17 protein-coding genes are annotated in these 20,160 nt (G+C 51.0%); 11 read left to right on the top strand and 6 right to left on the bottom strand.

Annotated features, from left to right (window positions below; all coding sequences use genetic code 11):
- Nucleotides 1-103 precede the first annotated feature (103 nt).
- The 3 genes from fruA to fruB are packed head-to-tail and all read right to left on the bottom strand — an operon-like array spanning nt 104 to nt 3,880.
- Entirely contained in the window at nt 104-1,795 is a 1,692-nt protein-coding gene (gene fruA, locus ACJHX7_RS08215) for a PTS fructose transporter subunit IIBC (RefSeq protein WP_000854438.1), read from the bottom strand.
- 16 nt (nt 1,796-1,811) lie between these two features.
- A complete protein-coding gene (fruK, locus tag ACJHX7_RS08210; protein ID WP_000091267.1) occupies nt 1,812-2,750 on the bottom strand; it encodes a 1-phosphofructokinase in 939 nt (312 codons plus the stop codon).
- Nucleotides 2,750-3,880, bottom strand: a complete 1,131-nt coding sequence (gene fruB, locus ACJHX7_RS08205; RefSeq protein WP_094029709.1) for a fused PTS fructose transporter subunit IIA/HPr protein — start codon at nt 3,878-3,880, stop codon at nt 2,750-2,752. The genes fruK and fruB overlap by 1 nt, the downstream gene beginning before the upstream one ends.
- A 367-nt stretch (nt 3,881-4,247) precedes the next feature.
- Between fruB and setB the strand changes: the two genes are divergently transcribed.
- A complete protein-coding gene (gene setB, locus ACJHX7_RS08200) occupies nt 4,248-5,429 on the top strand; it encodes a sugar efflux transporter SetB (protein WP_000551977.1) in 1,182 nt (393 codons plus the stop codon).
- Here setB and ACJHX7_RS08195 read toward each other — a convergent pair.
- Nucleotides 5,426-5,680, bottom strand: coding sequence for a YkgJ family cysteine cluster protein (locus ACJHX7_RS08195; protein ID WP_000389030.1), 255 nt, complete (start codon nt 5,678-5,680; stop codon nt 5,426-5,428). The genes setB and ACJHX7_RS08195 overlap by 4 nt on opposite strands.
- 154 nt (nt 5,681-5,834) lie before the next feature.
- Between ACJHX7_RS08195 and yeiP the strand changes: the two genes are divergently transcribed.
- From yeiP to yejF, 10 genes are all read left to right on the top strand, one after another.
- Nucleotides 5,835-6,407 carry an elongation factor P-like protein YeiP gene (yeiP, locus tag ACJHX7_RS08190; protein ID WP_001136827.1) on the top strand — a complete coding sequence of 191 codons (573 nt, stop codon included), beginning with the start codon at nt 5,835-5,837 and terminating at the stop codon, nt 6,405-6,407.
- A gap of 222 nt (nt 6,408-6,629) precedes the next feature.
- On the top strand, nt 6,630-8,096 hold the full coding sequence (locus ACJHX7_RS08185) for a mannitol dehydrogenase family protein (RefSeq protein ID WP_094029708.1): 1,467 nt from the start codon (nt 6,630-6,632) through the stop codon (nt 8,094-8,096).
- 117 nt (nt 8,097-8,213) lie between these two features.
- Nucleotides 8,214-9,200 carry a zinc-binding GTPase YeiR gene (gene yeiR / locus ACJHX7_RS08180; protein WP_000198822.1) on the top strand — a complete coding sequence of 329 codons (987 nt, stop codon included), beginning with the start codon at nt 8,214-8,216 and terminating at the stop codon, nt 9,198-9,200.
- Between the two features lie 38 nt (nt 9,201-9,238).
- Nucleotides 9,239-9,952, top strand: coding sequence for a Kdo(2)-lipid A phosphotransferase (gene lpxT, locus ACJHX7_RS08175; protein WP_000594599.1), 714 nt, complete (start codon nt 9,239-9,241; stop codon nt 9,950-9,952).
- Nucleotides 9,953-10,363: 411 nt separating this feature from the next.
- Nucleotides 10,364-10,930: a bifunctional murein DD-endopeptidase/murein LD-carboxypeptidase gene (mepS, locus tag ACJHX7_RS08170; protein ID WP_000241011.1), complete on the top strand. Its 567-nt coding sequence runs from the start codon at nt 10,364-10,366 to the stop codon at nt 10,928-10,930.
- Nucleotides 10,931-11,110: 180 nt separating this feature from the next.
- On the top strand, nt 11,111-12,667 hold the full coding sequence (locus ACJHX7_RS08165) for a cyclic di-GMP phosphodiesterase (protein WP_094029707.1): 1,557 nt from the start codon (nt 11,111-11,113) through the stop codon (nt 12,665-12,667).
- Nucleotides 12,668-12,748: 81 nt separating this feature from the next.
- On the top strand, nt 12,749-14,563 hold the full coding sequence (locus ACJHX7_RS08160) for an extracellular solute-binding protein (protein WP_012311712.1): 1,815 nt from the start codon (nt 12,749-12,751) through the stop codon (nt 14,561-14,563).
- Nucleotides 14,564-15,658: a microcin C ABC transporter permease YejB gene (locus tag ACJHX7_RS08155; protein ID WP_000501604.1), complete on the top strand. Its 1,095-nt coding sequence runs from the start codon at nt 14,564-14,566 to the stop codon at nt 15,656-15,658.
- A complete protein-coding gene (locus tag ACJHX7_RS08150) occupies nt 15,658-16,683 on the top strand; it encodes an ABC transporter permease (protein ID WP_000088901.1) in 1,026 nt (341 codons plus the stop codon). Before ACJHX7_RS08155 ends, ACJHX7_RS08150 begins: the two co-directional genes overlap by 1 nt.
- 1 nt (nt 16,684) lies before the next feature.
- A complete protein-coding gene (gene yejF / locus ACJHX7_RS08145; RefSeq protein ID WP_094029706.1) occupies nt 16,685-18,274 on the top strand; it encodes a microcin C ABC transporter ATP-binding protein YejF in 1,590 nt (529 codons plus the stop codon).
- Nucleotides 18,275-18,277: 3 nt separating this feature from the next.
- Here yejF and ACJHX7_RS08140 read toward each other — a convergent pair whose 3' ends face one another.
- Both ACJHX7_RS08140 and bcr read right to left on the bottom strand, forming a co-directional pair.
- On the bottom strand, nt 18,278-18,622 hold the full coding sequence (locus ACJHX7_RS08140) for a YejG family protein (protein ID WP_000202798.1): 345 nt from the start codon (nt 18,620-18,622) through the stop codon (nt 18,278-18,280).
- Nucleotides 18,623-18,955: 333 nt separating this feature from the next.
- On the bottom strand, nt 18,956-20,146 hold the full coding sequence (gene bcr, locus ACJHX7_RS08135; protein ID WP_000213391.1) for a multidrug efflux MFS transporter Bcr: 1,191 nt from the start codon (nt 20,144-20,146) through the stop codon (nt 18,956-18,958).
- Nucleotides 20,147-20,160 lie beyond the last annotated feature (14 nt).

Here is a 20,160-nt window from a genome sequence, read left to right as displayed (position 1 = left end):
AAACCATTTAAATTCATAAAATTACATTCACAAACCGGTCATTCCCTTTGCGCTCATCCAATGTTACAGGGCAGGAAATTTCTGCCCTGGAACACACCTTTTATTACGCTGCTTTCGCTACTGCGTCCACTTCCGGACGTTTCAGGAAGGCATAGGCCAAACCCGCCACCAGCGTACCGGCAATAATGGCTACCAGGTAACCCAATACCGGCGTAATCGCGCCAGGGATCAGCAGAACAAACAGACCACCGTGCGGTGCCATCAGTTTCGCACCAATCGCCATTGAGATTGCGCCAGTCAGCGCCCCACCCACGATACAGCACGGCAGCACACGCATCGGATCACGAGCAGCAAACGGAATTGCACCTTCCGAAATGAAGCACAGTCCCAATACCAGAGCGGCTTTGCCACCTTCCTGCTGCGCTTTGTCGAATTTTCGACGCGCCACCATTGTTGCCAGACCCATTGCCAGCGGTGGCACCATACCTGCCGCCATAATCGCCGCCATCGGGCCATAGGTTTGAGTACTCAGCAGACCCACACCGAACGCGTACGCTGCTTTGTTTACCGGACCGCCCATGTCAGTACACATCATGCCACCGAGGATCGCCCCCAGCAGAACCGCATTCGCAGTCCCCATGGTCTGCAGCCAGTGAGTCAACCCTTCGAGAATGCCAGCAACCGGTTTACCGATCAGGTAAATCATCGCCAGACCGACCACCAGACTGGAAATTAGCGGAATGATCAGGATCGGTTTCAGCGCCTCCATACTCTGCGGCAGTTTCAATTGCGTACTGATTAACTTCGCAATGTAACCAGCCAGGAAGCCCGCAATAATACCGCCAATGAAGCCAGAACCGGTGCTGACCGCCAGCATACCGCCAATCAGACCCGGCGTGAGACCCGGACGATCGGCAATGGAAAAGGCAATATAACCTGCCAGTACCGGCACCATCAACGCAAAGGCTGAACCACCACCAATCTGCATCAGCGCCGCAGCCAACGTACCCGGCTCTTTAAACGCTTCGATACCAAAAGCAAAAGAAAGCGCGATACACAGACCACCTGCAACGACCATCGGCAGCATGTAAGAGACGCCCGTCAGCAAGTGACGGTAAGCGCCTGCACTCTCTTTCTTGCCTTCAGTGGTCGCTGTTTGAGCTTTGCCCGCTGGTTCATACAGCGTTGCTTCAGCAACCGCTTTATCCAGTTCCTGCGCAGTTTTCTTCAGCGCCAGACCGGTAGAGGTGCGATACATCGGTTTACCAGCAAATTTCGCCAGATCCACTTCAATATCTGCCGCCACAATCACCAGATCCGCTGCGGCGACTTCTTCAGGGGTGATTGCATTACCCGCGCCAACCGAACCACGGGTTTCAACTTTCACCCACCAGCCACGTTTTTTCGCTTCGGTTTCAATGGCTTCAGCCGCCATAAAGGTGTGTGCTACGCCAGTCGGGCAAGCAGTCACCGCAACTACGCGTTTCGGACCGCTGGCGGCAACCGGTGCTGTCGCAGCGACCGGCGCAGTGTAAGGTTTCGCATGGCCTTTGGCTTCACTCAGGAACAGCTCAGGGTGCGCAACTGCCCGGGAAATATCGCCCAGCCAGACATTTTTACCGTTCAGCGCGCTGTCGTTCGGGATGGAATCACCGAGAACAATCGCCATTTCAGCGTCGTTCGGATTGTCGATGATTTCCAGTTTTGCTTTTCGCGCCGCCGCGCCCAGCAGGGTCTTCGCCATATAGGCGCGTGCCTGACCGAGATTAGCGTCAATAATCAGCAGCGTTTTCATTATGCCTCTCCTGCTGTCAGTTAAAAGGTTGTAAGTCGACGCGCGCCATCATTGCGGCCAACTGCGGACGATCGGTAATACCCACATTGCTTTGACTTACCGCCAGGGCTGCAACAGCTGTCGCCAGACGCAGTGTGTGTTCACTGGATTCACGCATCAGCAAGCCATAAATCAGGCCACCAACCATAGAATCCCCTGCGCCAACGGTGCTTACGACATCGACTGACGGTGGTTTGGCGATCCATTCGCCGGAGGCATTAACCCAAAGCGCGCCTTCGGCACCCAGTGAAATAACAACATGCGCAATACCTTGTTCACGTAGCGCATGTGCAGCTTCAATCACATCTTTCATTTCAGGCAGTTTACGGCCTGCCCAGATTTCCAACTCGCGGCGGTTAGGTTTCACCAGCCACGGTGCCGCTTTCAAACCTGCTACTAACGCTTCACGGCTACTATCAAAGATAATGCAAGGACACTGACTACGCAGGCGAGTCATCCAGTCGGTGAACGCTTCCGGGCTGACGCCTGACGGTAAGCTTCCGCTGACACAGACCATATCGAACTGACCGAGCCAGCTCAGAGAATCAGTCACAAAGCGTTCCCAGTCGGTGGGGGTGACTTCAAAACCCGAGAAGTTGAAGTCGGTCACTTCGCCGTCTTTTTCCGTCAGCTTAACGTTAATTCGGGTGCGCCCCTGTACAACCTGGAAACGGTTGGCAATGCCCAGCTCGCTGAACAGTTGCTGAAAACCATCCTGATTGTCTTTACCCAGGAAGCCGCCAACGGTGACATCAATTCCCAGGTCTTTTAATACTTTGGCCACGTTGATGCCTTTACCCGCCGCATGCAGACCGGTGGTTTTCACCAGGTTCACTTCGCCGCGTTCAATTTCCGGGCAGAAACCAACAAGGTCATAAGCCGGATTAAGGGTGATCGTAGCAACACGTCTGCTCATTATGCGCCCTCCCCAAGACCAGCAGCGATAGCGTCGCCAATGGCTTTCAGCGCCTGTTCAGCATCTGCACCCTGGGCGGTAAAGCGTAGGCGATGACCTTTCTTAACGCCAAGTGCCACAACTTTCATCAGACTACGTCCGTTTGCCGGTTTGCCGGTGCCATCAAGGTTTGTCACGGTAATATCACTGTTAAATTGTTTAATGGTATTGACCAGCATGGTACCTGGACGAGCATGCAGGCCGTGTTCATTGCGCACCACAAACTCCGCGCTTAACACGTCGTCGGTCAGCGCATCATCGCTGGTCAGCAGCGCCAGCAACGTTGCCGCATCCGCTTTCAGCAAGCGGTCAGCTTTATTGTCGAGTAACAAATCAGCGAGACGCTTAAGAACCGCAATGGGCTGATCGTCATTCATCGCCACACTCACCAGCATGGCTGCCGTTTCGCCGTCCACATCAAAAGCATTTGCCGCACGGCTTACCGCAATCGCGCTACGCAGATTGCCTTCGGCGCTATCGCTCAGCCAGATACCCTGTCCGAGGTTCAGCGGTTGTTCATTGATGGCTTTGGTGACGAAAGTGGCGTCAACTGCCCCCGCCTCTTTCAGACGCGCAGCGTTAAGCGCCTGAAGAGTCAGCAGATCGCTGGTGACGATATCCAGCGTCAGCATTTCGTTGTCGAGCTTCAGCTGCTCACTCTGCTTTTCGCCCATCAGCAATGCGCGAAGTTCTTCTGCTGTTGTTGCTGACTTCAGTTGTTCATCAACGGAATCATCGCTCAGTACGTGGGTCAGCTGGCGTAGCAGGCCCAGATGTTCATCCGAGCTGGCAGCAATACCGATCGCCACGTACGCTACCTGGCCGTCACCCCAGGTGACGCCTTCCGGGAACTGAAATACCTGAACGCCGGTTTTCAGCACCTGATCGCGGGTGTCGGTAGTGCCGTGTGGAATAGCAATACCATTGCCGAGGAACGTAGAGGTTTGCTGTTCGCGCGCCAGCATGCCATTGACGTAGCCTTCAGCTACATTACCGGCCTGCACCAGCGCCGCAGCGACCTGGCGAATCGCCTCTTCTTTGTCTCCGGCCTTTTCGCCCGGATGGATGTCCTGTACGGATAACTGGAACATAGTTCTCCTCTCTTGCTGAATTGAAACGATTCAGCTTCTATGAGAAAAAAAGCGCCAACCTGGCTTAGGGTTAAAGACAAGATCGCGCTGAAACGTTTCAAGAAAGAATAATACTTCTGTTTCAGCACGCAAGGAAAGCCGTAAAGTAATGAGCAAAAGTTTGATGTGCTGCACAATTTTTTGTCATTTTTCCTAATTGCTGATGGGAAAATCCGTTATCAGCAATTTCATTTCAGCAGCGTCAGCAGCCAATCAGCAACAGTGAAATGGCATTTTGATTATTCGTGGCGCTTTTGATTTCGCTGTCTGTTTATTTTCTAACAAGCAGCGTAAACTCCGCGTCTTCCTCTTCCAGTGATCGACCAGCATGCATAACTCCCCCGCAGTCTCCAGCGCGAAATCGTTTGACCTGACCTCGACGGCGTTTTTAATCGTTGCCTTTCTCACCGGTATTGCGGGCGCTCTACAAACCCCGACACTCAGTATTTTCCTTACCGATGAAGTACATGCCCGTCCGGCGATGGTGGGATTCTTCTTTACCGGCAGCGCTGTCATTGGGATTCTGGTCAGTCAGTTTCTCGCCGGGCGCTCTGATAAGCGCGGCGATCGCAAATCGCTGATTGTCTTTTGCTGCCTGTTAGGCGTGCTGGCCTGCACCCTTTTTGCCTGGAATCGCAACTACTTTGTTTTGCTATTCGTTGGCGTCTTTCTTAGCAGCTTTGGCTCGACCGCTAACCCGCAAATGTTTGCCCTCGCCCGTGAACATGCCGACAAAACCGGACGTGAAGCGGTGATGTTCAGCTCTTTTTTACGCGCTCAGGTTTCACTGGCATGGGTCATTGGCCCGCCGCTGGCTTATGCCTTAGCGATGGGTTTCAGCTTTACGGTAATGTATCTGAGCGCAGCGGTAGCGTTTATTGTTTGCGGCGTGATGGTGTGGCTGTTTTTACCGTCGATGCAAAAAGAGCTTCCACTGGCGACCGGCACGGTTGAAGCGCCGCGCCGTAACCGTCGCGATACGCTGCTGCTGTTTGTCATTTGTACATTGATGTGGGGCTCGAACAGCCTGTACATCATCAACATGCCGCTATTTATTATCAACGAACTCCATCTTCCCGAGAAACTGGCAGGCGTGATGATGGGGACCGCCGCCGGGCTGGAAATCCCGACCATGTTGATTGCCGGATATTTCGCCAAACGTCTGGGTAAGCGTTTCTTAATGCGCGTTGCTGCCGTGGGTGGCGTCTGTTTTTACGCAGGAATGCTGATGGCGCATTCACCTGTCATTCTGTTGGGCTTGCAGCTGCTAAATGCTATTTTTATTGGCATTCTGGGCGGCATCGGGATGCTTTATTTTCAGGATTTGATGCCCGGTCAGGCAGGTTCAGCCACCACGCTCTATACCAACACGTCGCGCGTGGGCTGGATCATCGCAGGATCTGTGGCGGGCATCGTCGCCGAGATCTGGAATTATCACGCTGTGTTCTGGTTTGCGATGGTGATGATTATCGCCACTCTGTTTTGCTTACTGCGGATTAAAGATGTTTAAGGCGCGGTCAGCATTTCCAGATCGATAAGCCAGGTCATTGCCTGCTGACGCGAGTTACCGCACATTTCAGCGCTGGCTTGTAAGCCTGCACAGACTTTCGGCCGCAGTGGCGAGGTGAAAATTTTACAGCGTTGCTGTTCATCAAGCTGAATGCAGGGCGTATTGGCGGGCTTGCCATCTGGCATACCGGGAATAGGGCTGGAAATTGAAGGGGCAGTGCAACACGCCCCGCAACCCGGACGGCATTCCATACGTTGTTCTCTTAAGGTTAACCACCGGATTGATGAGCGCGCACAGTACCACCTTTTTTGCACCAGCAAAAGTGCGAATACCACTTGCCCGAAAGGCCCGTCGCGAGTACTTTGTCGCGATATTTTTGACATTTTCGACTACAGGAATTTTTCGATGCCAAGAGCGAACGAAATTAAAAAAGGTATGGTACTGAATTACAACGGCAAACTGCTGCTGGTTAAGGATATTGATATTCAGTCGCCCACTGCCCGCGGTGCCGCTACGCTGTACAAAATGCGTTTTTCTGATGTCCGTACCGGGCTGAAAGTAGAAGAGCGTTTCAAAGGTGATGATATCGTTGACACCGTGACGCTGACCCGCCGTTACGTTGACTTCTCCTATGTCGATGGCAACGAATATGTCTTTATGGATAAAGAAGACTATACCCCGTATACCTTCACCAAAGATCAGATTGAAGAAGAGTTGCTGTTTATGCCTGAGGGCGGCATGCCGGACATGCAGGTGCTGACCTGGGACGGTCAACTGCTGGCGCTTGAGCTGCCGCAGACCGTTGATCTGGAAATCGTTGAAACCGCACCTGGCATCAAAGGGGCATCTGCCAGCGCCCGTAACAAACCGGCGACATTGAGCACTGGTCTGGTGATTCAGGTACCAGAATACTTAAGCCCGGGCGAAAAAATTCGTATCCATATCGAAGAACGCCGTTATATGGGTCGTGCTGACTAACTTCAGCCGCATGCAGAAAAGGGATAGCTCAGGCTGTCCCTTTTTTAATTTATTATACCAATCCTTCATTTTGCGCTTCCTGAACACCTTTCGCCTGCAATATTCACTTGTAAATTGATCGCCCTCACACTTCATCGCATTAACAATCCAGACCAATTTCAATTGCTGTCATATAACTTTACACTGTCATTGTTAATCAATCGTTACTAAGACGTGACTCCTATGAATACAATCGCCTCCGCTACGCTCCCGCATCATGTACACGCTCCACGCTACGATCGCCAGCAGTTGCAATCACGTATCGTTCATTTTGGCTTTGGAGCCTTTCACCGCGCTCATCAGGCGTTACTGACCGATCGTGTGCTGAATGCCCAGGGCGGCGACTGGGGGATCTGTGAGATCAGCTTGTTCAGCGGCGATCAACTGATGAGCCAGCTCCGCGCACAGAACCATTTATATACCGTGCTGGAGAAAGGTGCGGACGGCAATCAGGCGATAATTGTCGGTGCCGTTCACGACTGCCTGAATGCAAAACTGGATTCCTTAGCGGCAATTATTGAGAAATTTTGCGAGCCACAGGTGGCAATTGTTTCCCTGACGATTACCGAAAAAGGCTATTGTATTGACCCGGCCACCGGTGCACTCGACACCAGCAATCCGCGGATTATTCACGATCTTCAAAATCCTGAAGAACCTCACTCCGCGCCGGGTATTCTCGTCGAAGCACTGAAACGACGCCGTGAACGCGGCCTTGCACCGTTTACCGTACTCTCCTGCGACAATATTCCCGACAATGGCCATGTGGTGAAAAACGCGGTGCTGGGGATGGCGGAAAAACGTTCACCAGAACTCGCCGGGTGGATAAAAGAACACGTCAGTTTTCCGGGAACCATGGTCGACCGTATTGTTCCGGCAGCAACCGACGAATCACTGGCGGAAATCAGCCAGCATCTGGGGGTGAATGATCCCTGTGCGATTAGCTGCGAACCGTTTATCCAGTGGGTGGTGGAAGATAACTTCGTCGCTGGGCGTCCTGCCTGGGAAGTCGCAGGTGTACAAATGGTGAATGATGTCCTGCCATGGGAAGAGATGAAACTGCGGATGCTTAATGGCAGCCACTCTTTTCTCGCTTATCTGGGTTACCTCTCAGGATTCGCCCATATCAGTGATTGCATGCAGGATCGCGCATTTCGCCATGCCGCCAGAACAATAATGCTGGATGAGCAAGCGCCGACACTGCGGATTAAAGATGTCGATTTAACACAATATGCGGATAAGTTAATTGCACGTTTTGCTAACCCGGCGCTGAAACATAAGACCTGGCAAATCGCGATGGATGGCAGCCAGAAATTACCGCAACGTATGCTGGCAGGTATTCGCATACATCTGGCGCGCGAAACGGACTGGTCGTTGCTGGCATTAGGCGTTGCAGGCTGGATGCGTTACGTCAGCGGCGTTGATGATGCCGGAAATGCCATTGATGTTCGCGATCCGCTTAGCGATAAAATTTGCGAACTTGTTGCGGGCAGTAACAGTGAACAACGCGTAACCGCCCTGCTTTCTCTGCGTGAAGTTTTCGGTGATGATCTGCCAGATAACCCGCATTTTGTGCAGGCAATCGAACAAGCCTGGCAACAAATCGCACAATTCGGCGCGCATCAAGCGCTATTAAACACCCTCAAAATTTAACGATTTCTGCGGTTAAAGCGGATGAAGCTCGCCTTCGTCCGCTCTCCCCTTCTCTTTTCTGCCTTTTTTAGCCAGGATTAACGCTCAGTTAACTTTTAAGAGTATTGCGGAGCCGTTGTGACCAGAACCAACCTCATCACCGGTTTTCTCGGCAGCGGGAAAACTACGTCGATTCTTCATCTGTTAGCCCATAAAGATCCCAACGAAAAATGGGCGGTACTGGTTAATGAATTTGGGGAAGTCGGAATTGATGGTGCTTTGCTCGCCGATAGCGGCGCATTGCTGAAAGAGATCCCCGGCGGCTGCATGTGCTGCGTTAATGGTTTACCTATGCAGGTAGGGTTGAATACCTTACTGCGTCAGGGAAAACCAGACCGCTTGTTGATAGAGCCGACCGGGCTAGGCCATCCGAAACAGATCCTCGATCTCTTAACCGCACCCGTCTATGAACCGTGGATAGATCTGCGCGCCACGTTGTGCATTCTCGATCCACGCCTGCTGCTGGACGAAAAAAGCGCCAGCAATGAAAACTTCCGTGACCAGCTGGCTGCCGCAGACATTATTGTCGCCAATAAATCCGACCGTGCGACGCCCGAAAGTGAGCAAGCGCTACAGCGCTGGTGGCAGCAAAATGGTGGCGATCGGCAATTAATTCACAGTGAGCATGGGAAAGTTGACGGTCATCTTCTGGATTTGCCGCGTCGCAATTTAGCCGAGTTGCCCGCCAGCGCCGCGCATTCTCATCAGCATGTCGTGAAAAAAGGGTTAGCAGCGTTAAGCCTGCCAGAGCATCAACGCTGGCGTCGCAGTCTGAACAGCGGGCAAGGATATCAGGCCTGCGGCTGGATATTCGACGCTGATACGGTATTCGACACCATTGGCATTCTGGAATGGGCGCGACTTGCACCGGTAGAACGCGTCAAAGGCGTGCTGCGTATTCCCGAAGGGCTGGTGCGAATCAACCGTCAGGGCGATGACCTGCACATTGAAACGCAAAACGTTGCGCCACCGGACAGCCGTATTGAGCTGATTTCCAGCAGCGAAGCTGACTGGAATGCCTTGCAGAGCGCGCTGTTGAAGCTTCGTTTAGCGACTACCGCGTAAGGTTGCCTGCGTTTTTCAGTAAGATAATTAGAGAAAATATGATTAAAAATTTGCCGCAAATAGTGTTGTTGAATATTGTCGGCCTCGCGCTGTTTCTTTCCTGGTATATTCCCGTTAATCATGGATTCTGGTTGCCGATTGATGCGGATATTTTTTATTTCTTTAATCAGAAACTGGTCGAAAGTAAGGCCTTTTTGTGGCTGGTTGCATTGACCAACAATCGCGCCTTCGACGGTTGTTCACTGCTGGCGATGGGTATGTTGATGCTGAGTTTCTGGCTGAAAGAAAACGCCCCTGGCAGACGACGTATCGTGATTATTGGTCTGGTCATGCTATTAACTGCAGTGGTATTAAACCAGCTGGGTCAGGCATTAATTCCTGTAAAACGGGCCAGCCCAACATTGACTTTTACCGATATTAACCGCGTCAGCGAACTGCTCTCTGTTCCCACGAAAGATGCCTCACGAGATAGCTTTCCCGGCGATCACGGTATGATGCTGCTTATTTTTTCGGCATTCATGTGGCGTTATTTCGGCAAAGTTGCAGGCCTTATCGCCCTTATTATTTTTGTGGTTTTTGCATTTCCCAGAGTAATGATTGGCGCACACTGGTTTACTGACATCATTGTTGGTTCGATGACCGTGATATTGATCGGTTTGCCCTGGGTGTTGCTGACGCCATTAAGTGATCGATTAATCACCTTTTTTGACAAATCACTACCGGGAAAAAACAAACATTTCCAAAACAAATAACTCACAGTAATTAACATCATCAGGGTTATTTTTATAGTGAGGATAATCCTGATGATGCGCACCGTGCTTTCATCTATCGAACGCAAAAATCATTCTCTAAGTAAATGAATGTATTGCATGCGTTTCACTCAATCGTACTTTAATTGACCAATCCCGCTTATTAACTTTCTGTATCACTTTTTCTTATAAAAAATCATGTAAAACCGCTCGCCAAGACCGCACCAATCGGGTAATCTCGAACTCGTTTTGCCTCGGCGGTAGATTATCCTCACAGCATATAATTTTGTGCGTTAGTCCACAGATTTGGCCTTAAGGAATTGTTTCAACATGCCCAGGTAATTAGTCTCGTGTCGCTTGGCATTTTTTTATAACGATATTTGTCGTTAAGGACTTCAAGGGAAAACAAACAACATGGTCAAATCTCAACCGATTTTGAGATATATCTTGCGCGGGATCCCCGCGATTGCAGTAGCGGTTCTGCTTTCTGCATGTAGTGCAAATAACACCGCAAAGAATATGCATCCTGAGACACGTGCAGTGGGTAGTGAAACATCATCACTGCAAGCTTCTCAGGATGAATTTGAAAACCTGGTTCGTAATGTCGACGTAAAATCGCGGATTATGGATCAGTATGCTGACTGGAAAGGCGTACGCTATCGTCTGGGCGGCAGCACTAAAAAAGGTATCGATTGTTCTGGTTTCGTACAGCGTACATTCCGTGAGCAATTTGGCTTAGAACTTCCGCGTTCGACTTATGAACAGCAGGAAATGGGTAAATCTGTTTCCCGCAGTAATTTGCGTACGGGTGATTTAGTTCTGTTCCGTGCCGGTTCAACGGGACGCCATGTCGGTATTTATATCGGCAACAACCAGTTTGTCCATGCTTCCACCAGCAGTGGCGTTATTATTTCCAGCATGAATGAACCATACTGGAAGAAGCGTTACAACGAAGCACGCCGGGTTCTCAGCCGCAGCTAATAAACCGTTTGGATGCAATCCCTTGGCTATCCTGACGAGTTAACTGAAAGCACTGCTTAGGCAGTGCTTTTTTGTTTTCATTCATCAGAGAAAATGATGTTTCCGCGTCTTGATCCAGGCTATAGTCCGGTCATTGTTATCTTTTAAATGTTGTCGTAATTTCAGGAAATTAACGGAATCATGTTTATACGCGCTCCCAATTCTGGACGTAAGCTCCTGCTTACCTGCATTGTTGCAGGCGTGATGATTGCGATACTGGTGAGCTGCCTTCAGTTTTTAGTGGCCTGGCATAAGCACGAAGTCAAATACGACACACTGATTACCGACGTACAAAAGTATCTCGATACCTATTTTGCCGACCTGAAATCCACTACTGACCGGCTCCAGCCGCTGACCTTAGATACCTGCCAGCAGGCTAACCCCGAACTGACCGCTCGCGCGGCGTTTAGCATGAATGTCCGTACGTTTGTGCTGGTGAAAGATAAAAAAACATTCTGTTCATCTGCGACTGGTGAGATGGACATTCCACTAAAAGAATTGATTCCGGCGCTCGACATTAATAAAAACGTCGATATGGCGATCTTACCCGGCACGCCGATGGTGCCGAACAAACCCGCAATCGTCATCTGGTATCGCAACCCTTTGCTGAAAAATAGCGGCGTGTTTGCCGCTCTGAATCTCAACCTGACGCCTTCACTCTTTTATAGTTCACGGCAGGAAGATTACGATGGCCTCGCCCTCATTATTGGTAATACTGCGCTATCTACCTTTTCTTCACGTTTGATGAACGTTAATGAATTAACCGACATGCCGGTCCGTGAAACTAAAATTGCGGGCATTCCTCTGACCGTTCGGCTTTATGCAGATGACTGGACATGGAACGATGTGTGGTACGCATTTTTACTGGGTGGCATGAGTGGAACTTTCGTTGGACTTCTCTGCTATTACCTGATGAGTGTGCGTATGCGCCCAGGCAGAGAAATCATGACCGCCATCAAGCGCGAACAATTTTACGTGGTATATCAACCGGTGGTTGATACACAAGCTTTGCGGGTAACGGGCCTGGAAGTACTGCTACGCTGGCGGCATCCAGTAGCAGGAGAAATCCCCCCGGATGCCTTCATTAACTTTGCCGAAGCGCAAAAGATGATTGTGCCACTGACTCAGCACCTGTTTGAGTTGATTGCCCGCGATGCCGCAGAATTAGAAAAAGTACTGCCGGTAGGCGTCAAATTTGGCATTAACATTGCGCCGGCCCACTTGCACAGCGAAAACTTTAAAGCGGATATCCAGAAACTGCTCACTTCCCTGCCCGCACACCATTTCCAGATTGTGCTGGAAATTACCGAGCGCGATATGCTGAAAGAGCGAGAAGCCACACAACTCTTCGCCTGGCTGCATTCGGTCGGCGTAGAAATTGCTATTGATGACTTCGGCACCGGGCACAGCGCGCTTATCTATCTTGAGCGTTTTACGCTCGATTATCTGAAAATTGATCGTGGATTTATCAACGCCATCGGTACGGAAACGATCACTTCACCCGTACTTGACGCGGTGCTGACGCTGGCGAAACGCCTCAATATGCTGACGGTTGCTGAAGGGGTCGAAACGCCAGAACAGGCACGATGGCTAAGCGAACGCGGCGTTAATTTCATGCAAGGCTACTGGATTAGTCGCCCGTTACCGCTGGACGATTTTGTTCGCTGGCTGAAGAAACCGTATACGCCGCAGTGGTAAGGTGTGCTTACGTCCCTTATTATTCATAGTGAAAGCATGCCGGATTGCGGCTAATGATGAGTAAAAGGAAATCCGTTGCAGATGATTGTGCGCATACTGCTGCTGTTTATCGCTCTGTTCACCTTTGGTGCGCAGGCGCAGGCTATCAAGGAAAGCTATGCCTTTGCCGTACTGGGCGAACCCCGGTACGCATTTAATTTCAACCATTTTGATTATGTGAACCCCGCCGCGCCAAAAGGTGGGCAAATAACGTTGTCTGCCCTCGGCACCTTCGATAATTTCAACCGCTATGCACTGCGCGGCAATCCGGGCGCACGCACCGAGCAGCTGTACGACACGCTATTTACGACTTCCGATGACGAACCAGGCAGTTATTACCCGCTGATTGCTGAAAGCGCACGCTATGCTGACGATTATTCCTGGGTGGAGGTCGCTATTAATCCACGCGCCCGTTTTCATGATGGTTCGCCCATTACTGCCCGCGATGTAGAGTTTACTTTTCAAAAATTTATGACCGAAGGCGTGCCGCAATTTCGTCTGGTCTACAAAGGCACCACCGTCAAAGCCATTGCGCCGTTAACCGTGCGCATTGAGTTAGCTAAACCCGGCAAAGAAGATATGCTGAGTCTGTTTTCGCTGCCGGTATTTCCAGAAAAGTATTGGAAAGATCACAAACTTAGCGACCCGCTCGCCACGCCTCCGCTTGCCAGTGGTCCGTACCGCATTACGTCCTGGAAAATGGGGCAAAATATTGTCTATTCCCGCGTGAAAGATTACTGGGCAGCAAACTTACCGGTAAACCGTGGACGCTGGAATTTCGACACCATTCGCTACGATTATTACCTCGATGATAATGTCGCCTTTGAAGCGTTTAAAGCCGGTGCCTTTGATTTGCGTATGGAAAACGACGCCAAAAACTGGGCCACGCGCTATACCGGTAAAAATTTCGATAAAAAATACATCATCAAAGATGAGCAAAAGAACGAATCAGCCCAGGATACGCGCTGGCTGGCGTTTAATATCCAACGTCCGGTATTCAGCGATCGCCGGGTGCGGGAAGCGATCACTCTCGCCTTTGACTTTGAATGGATGAACAAAGCGTTGTTTTACAATGCCTGGAGTCGCACGAACAGTTATTTTCAGAATACCGAATACGCGGCCAGAAATTACCCCGACGCCGCGGAGCTGGTGCTTCTGGCACCAATGAAAAAAGATCTACCGCCAGAAGTCTTCACGCAAATCTACCAGCCGCCGGTATCCAAAGGCGATGGCTACGATCGTGACAACCTGTTAAAAGCCGACAAACTTCTTAACGAAGCAGGCTGGGTGCTGAAGGGTCAGCAACGCGTTAATGCCACAACGGGTCAGCCACTCAGCTTTGAATTATTGCTTCCCTCAAGCAGCAATAGTCAGTGGGTATTACCGTTCCAGCACAGCCTGCAACGGCTGGGTATCAACATGGACATTCGCAAGGTGGATAACTCTCAAATCACCAACCGCATGCGCAGTCGCGACTATGACATGATGCCGCGCGTATGGCGGGCGATGCCGTGGCCCAGTTCCGATTTACAGATTTCCTGGTCATCGGAATATATCAATTCCACTTATAATGCCCCCGGCGTGCAAAGCCCGGTTATCGACTCGCTGATCAACCAAATTATTGCCGCGCAGGGAAATAAAGAAAAATTACTGCCGTTGGGGCGAGCACTGGATCGCGTATTAACGTGGAATTATTACATGCTGCCAATGTGGTATATGGCGGAAGACCGTCTCGCCTGGTGGGATAAATTCTCCCACCCCGCTGTACGCCCTGTTTACAGCCTGGGTATCGATACCTGGTGGTATGACGTTAACAAAGCGACGAAACTGCCGTCAGCCAGACAACAGGGAGAGTAGATGGGCGCTTATCTGATTCGCCGTCTGTTGCTGGTGATCCCAACGCTATGGGCGATTATCACTATCAACTTTTTCATCGTGCAAATTGCGCCTGGCGGTCCGGTCGACCAGGCCATCGCCGCCATTGAGTTTGGCAATGCCGGAGTATTACCCGGCGCAGGCGGTGAAGGTGTTCGCGCCAGCCATGCGCAAACGGGCGTCGGCAATATCAGCGACAGTAATTACCGTGGCGGACGCGGATTAGATCCAGAAGTGATCGCCGAGATCACTCATCGCTACGGTTTCGATAAGCCGATCCACGAACGTTACTTCAAAATGCTCTGGGACTACATCCGCTTTGATTTTGGCGATAGTCTGTTTCGCAGCGCCTCAGTGCTGACGCTGATTAAAGACAGTCTGCCGGTTTCCATCACCCTCGGATTGTGGAGCACGCTGATTATCTATCTGGTGTCGATTCCGTTAGGCATTCGCAAAGCTGTTTATAATGGGAGCCGTTTTGACGTCTGGAGTAGTGCATTTATCATCATCGGCTACGCCATTCCGGCCTTTTTGTTTGCCATCCTGCTGATTGTCTTCTTCGCGGGCGGCAGCTATTTCGACCTGTTCCCTCTGCGCGGCCTGGTTTCCGCTAACTTTGATTCGCTGCCGTGGTATCAGAAAATCACCGATTATCTGTGGCATATCACGCTGCCGGTGCTGGCGACAGTGATTGGCGGCTTTGCGGCTCTGACCATGCTGACAAAAAACTCATTCCTTGATGAAGTGCGTAAGCAATACGTGGTGACGGCACGTGCGAAAGGGGTAAGTGAAAAAAATATTCTCTGGAAACATGTGTTCCGCAACGCCATGCTGCTGGTGATTGCCGGTTTTCCGGCGACGTTTATCAGCATGTTTTTTACCGGCTCGCTGCTGATTGAAGTAATGTTTTCGCTCAATGGTCTTGGCTTACTGGGCTACGAAGCGACCGTCTCGCGCGATTATCCTGTAATGTTTGGTACTTTGTATATTTTCACCCTGATTGGCCTGCTGCTGAATATTGTCAGTGATATCAGCTATACGCTGGTCGATCCGCGTATAGATTTTGAGGGACGTTAATGTCGCGACTCAGCCCCGTCAATCAGGCCCGTTGGGCGCGTTTTCGTCATAACCGTCGCGGCTACTGGTCGTTATGGATTTTCCTCGTCTTGTTTGGTTTGAGTTTGTGTTCTGAACTGATCGCCAACGATAAACCGTTGCTGGTACGTTATGACGGCAGTTGGTATTTCCCGTTGTTGAAAAACTACAGCGAAAGCGATTTTGGCGGCCCGCTGGCAAGCCAGGCTGATTATCAGGACCCGTGGCTGAAACAGCGGTTGGAAGATAAAGGCTGGGTACTGTGGGCACCGATTCGCTTTGGCGCTACCAGTATCAACTTTTCTACTGACAAGCCCTTCCCCTCCCCACCCTCCCGGCAAAACTGGCTGGGAACGGATGCCAATGGCGGCGATGTGCTGGCGCGCATTCTCTATGGCACGCGGATCTCAGTTCTGTTTGGCCTGATGCTGACCCTCTGCTCCAGCGTGATGGGCGTGCTGGCGGGGGCGCTACAAGGCTATTACGGCGGTAAAGTCGATCTCTGGGGGCAACGTTTTATTGAAGTATGGTCGGGGATGCCGACGCTGTTTTTGATTATTTTACTTTCCAGCGTCGTACAGCCTAACTTCTGGTGGCTGTTGGCAATTACCGTCTTGTTTGGCTGGATGAGTCTGGTCGGCGTGGTGCGGGCGGAGTTTTTACGTACCCGTAATTTCGACTACATCCGCGCGGCGCAGGCGCTTGGCGTCAGCGATCGCAGTATCATCCTGCGTCATATGTTGCCAAATGCCATGGTCGCTACCCTCACTTTTTTACCGTTTATTTTATGTAGTTCGATCACCACCCTGACCTCGCTCGATTTCCTCGGCTTCGGTCTGCCGCTCGGTTCACCGTCACTCGGTGAACTGCTGTTACAAGGGAAAAATAACCTTCAGGCCCCGTGGCTTGGGATCACCGCCTTCTTGTCGGTGGCGATATTGTTGTCTTTGCTGATCTTTATTGGTGAAGCCGTCCGCGACGCATTTGATCCTAATAAGGCGGTGTAGCATGACGCAAACTTTGTTAGCGATTGAAAATTTGTCGGTGGGTTTTCGCCATCAACAAACCGTACGTACAGTAGTCAATGATGTTTCACTACAGATTGAGGCTGGCGAAACGCTGGCGCTGGTGGGTGAGTCTGGTTCAGGCAAAAGCGTTACCGCGCTGTCAATTTTACGCCTGCTCCCTTCCCCGCCGGTTGAATATCTCTCCGGCGATATTCGTTTTCATGGCGAATCGCTGCTTCATGCCAGCGATCAAACGTTGCGCGGTGTACGCGGTAATAAGATCGCCATGATTTTTCAGGAGCCGATGGTGTCATTAAATCCATTGCATACCCTGGAAAAACAGCTTTATGAAGTGCTTTCACTCCACCGCGGGATGCGTCGGGAAGCGGCTCGTGGCGAAATTCTTAACTGCCTTGATCGCGTCGGTATCCGCCAGGCGGCAAAACGGCTAACAGATTATCCGCATCAGCTCTCCGGCGGCGAACGCCAGCGGGTGATGATTGCGATGGCGCTGTTAACGCGACCGGAATTATTAATTGCCGATGAACCGACCACCGCGCTGGACGTCTCTGTCCAGGCGCAGATTTTACAGCTATTGCGCGAACTGCAAGGCGAGCTGAATATGGGCATGCTGTTTATTACTCATAACCTCAGCATTGTCAGAAAACTGGCCCACCGCGTGGCGGTAATGCAAAACGGTCGCTGTGTCGAGCAAAATAACGCTGCTACGCTATTTGCCTCACCCACTCATCCTTACACACAAAAGCTACTCAATAGTGAACCGTCAGGCGATCCAGTGCCGTTGCCAGAACCTGCCTCAACGTTGCTGGATGTTGAACAGCTTCAGGTTGCCTTCCCCATTCGCAAAGGGATTTTGAAGCGCATTGTGGATCATAATGTGGTGGTGAAAAACATCAGTTTTACGCTACGAGCGGGTGAAACACTAGGTTTAGTGGGCGAGTCCGGTTCCGGGAAAAGCACGACGGGACTGGCGCTGCTGCGACTGATTAACTCTCAGGGCAGCGTCGTCTTTGACGGTCAGCCACTGCAAAATTTAAATCGCCGCCAGCTGTTACCTATTCGTCATCGCATTCAGGTGGTATTTCAGGATCCAAACTCCTCACTCAACCCACGACTCAACGTTTTGCAAATTATTGAGGAAGGCTTACGGGTTCACCAGCCGACGCTTTCTGCCGCACAACGCGAACAACAAGTGATAGCCGTGATGCATGAAGTGGGATTAGATCCTGAAACACGCCACCGTTATCCGGCGGAGTTCTCTGGTGGTCAGCGGCAACGTATTGCGATTGCCAGGGCATTAATTCTTAAGCCCTCGCTGATCATACTCGATGAACCGACATCATCACTCGACAAAACGGTACAGGCGCAAATATTGACGCTATTGAAATCATTGCAACAAAAGCATCAACTGGCCTATTTGTTCATCAGTCACGATTTGCACGTTGTCCGCGCGTTATGTCATCAGGTTATCGTACTGCGACAAGGGGAAGTAGTGGAACAAGGACCGTGCGCGCGCGTGTTTGCCGCACCGCAGCAGGAGTATACGCGTCAGCTACTGGCGTTGAGCTGACGCTTAAAAAGGATTGTAGTTTGAGAAGGGTTCGGCAATTGCCACACCAAAATTTTTCAATCGGCATGTTGCAGCAAACTCGTCCTGGCGATTTACAAACAGGCACGGCTCACCTTCACACTCCAGCACCGAACATGGGACTTCGATGTCGCTTAACGCCTGGCTGAGTTTGTACATCACCGACCATGCATTATCACCATCCGGGCTAAGCAATTTAAGCGCCACCAGGCTGTTGTCACCGCACGGTCCATTTTGCGGAATCGGTTCAACCTTCGAACCTGCGAAACCAGCAGACCAGCGATAGTTCTGCGGCAGTCGATGGACGATTGAGAGTTGTAATGAAGTCACTTATTTTCCCCGGAAGCATATTTTAATTCACAATTTGTTTACATCAATTTTAACACATCATCAACAATCCGTCTTTATACAGATCGTAAAGATTGATGCCTCGCCTGCGTGGCCTCTATGGCTCTGATTTAAATAATATCTGCGGGCGTGGTCACGTTTGCGGGGCTATATGTACCCGTTTCTGCGATCTAACTCAACCTTTTTAACTACAATGATGTGACTTTTTACATAAATTGATTTTACATAAAATAAACATATATCGGGGGAATGATAGATTTGTGGTTGACATGCATCAACAAAGGAAGCCTTTTAGCTTCCTCGTTGTGCAATAGATCACCGTTTTTTCGGCCGACTGGCGTACAGACAGAAGAGAATGGAACTGGTTGCGCAGAATGCAATTGACCAAATCATCGGCCATGCAGAGTTAAAGGTCGCAAGAGAAAGTAATGCGCCAACAATTGCCCCTATGCCGAAACGGAAGGTTCCTGCCAGCGAAGATGCCGTTCCCGCCATATGGGGAAACTCATCAAGAATGACCGCCATCGCATTGGATGACACCATCGACACGCAGCCCACAAACGCCGCAACGCCAACCACCAGAGACCAGAATCCCAGCCCCAGCAGCGCACTGATGACCATCCACGCCGCCATAATAAACTGTATCCACAACCCCGAGCGGAACATATTTAACGCGCCAATGCGGCGAACGAAGCGGCTGTTAAAGATAGTCATCACGAACAGAAAAACAATGTTTAGCGCAAAGTAATAACCAAAGTTTTCCGGCGCGACGTGGTTAATTTCAATGTAGACAAACGGTCCGGCGCTTAAGAACGAGAACATCCCGGCAAAGCTGAAACCACTGGCAAGCATATAACTCAGGACACGCTTATGACGGAACAGCGCCGCAAAGTTACCAATAGTGGTACGAATGTGAAAAGGCTGGCGACGCTCCGGTGGTAAGGTTTCTTTGATCAGAAAGAAGATCATTGTCGAAGCCAGAATCGCCGCCACGGCGAGGATCCAGAAGATGTAATGCCAGCTCAGCCACACCAGCACCCAGCCGCCAACTATCGGTGCCATCAGCGGTGCAATGGTCGTCACCAGCATGACAAACGACATCATTCGCGAGAACTCTTCTTTCGGGTAGATATCACGCATCAAAGCGTTGATAACCACGCTGGCCGCAGCCGCAGCCAGCCCGTGGAAGAAACGCATCACAATCAGCTGATCGATGGTTTGTGCCAACGCACACGCCACCGCGGCGGCGGCAAACACCAGCGTACCGCCAAGAACCACCGGCTTACGCCCGAAGCTGTCTGCCATCGGCCCGTAGATTAACTGCCCCAACGCAAAGCCCAGAATATAAGTACTGAGGGTCATCTGCGTACTGCCCGCCGGTACACCAAACTGCGCTGAAATTACCGGTAGCGCAGGCAGATACATATCAATCGACAGCGGCATCAACATGGCCAGCAGGCCAAGGATAAAAACAATAGCAAACGACGAATGCTGTCGGGTGGTCACAACGGGCTCCTGAA

Source organism: Escherichia sp. WS1451 (genome assembly GCF_046487365.1).
GTDB classification, from domain to species: domain Bacteria; phylum Pseudomonadota; class Gammaproteobacteria; order Enterobacterales; family Enterobacteriaceae; genus Escherichia; species Escherichia coli.
Note: the sequence above shows the minus strand (reverse complement) of the source record. Positions and strands in the feature narration are given on the sequence as shown.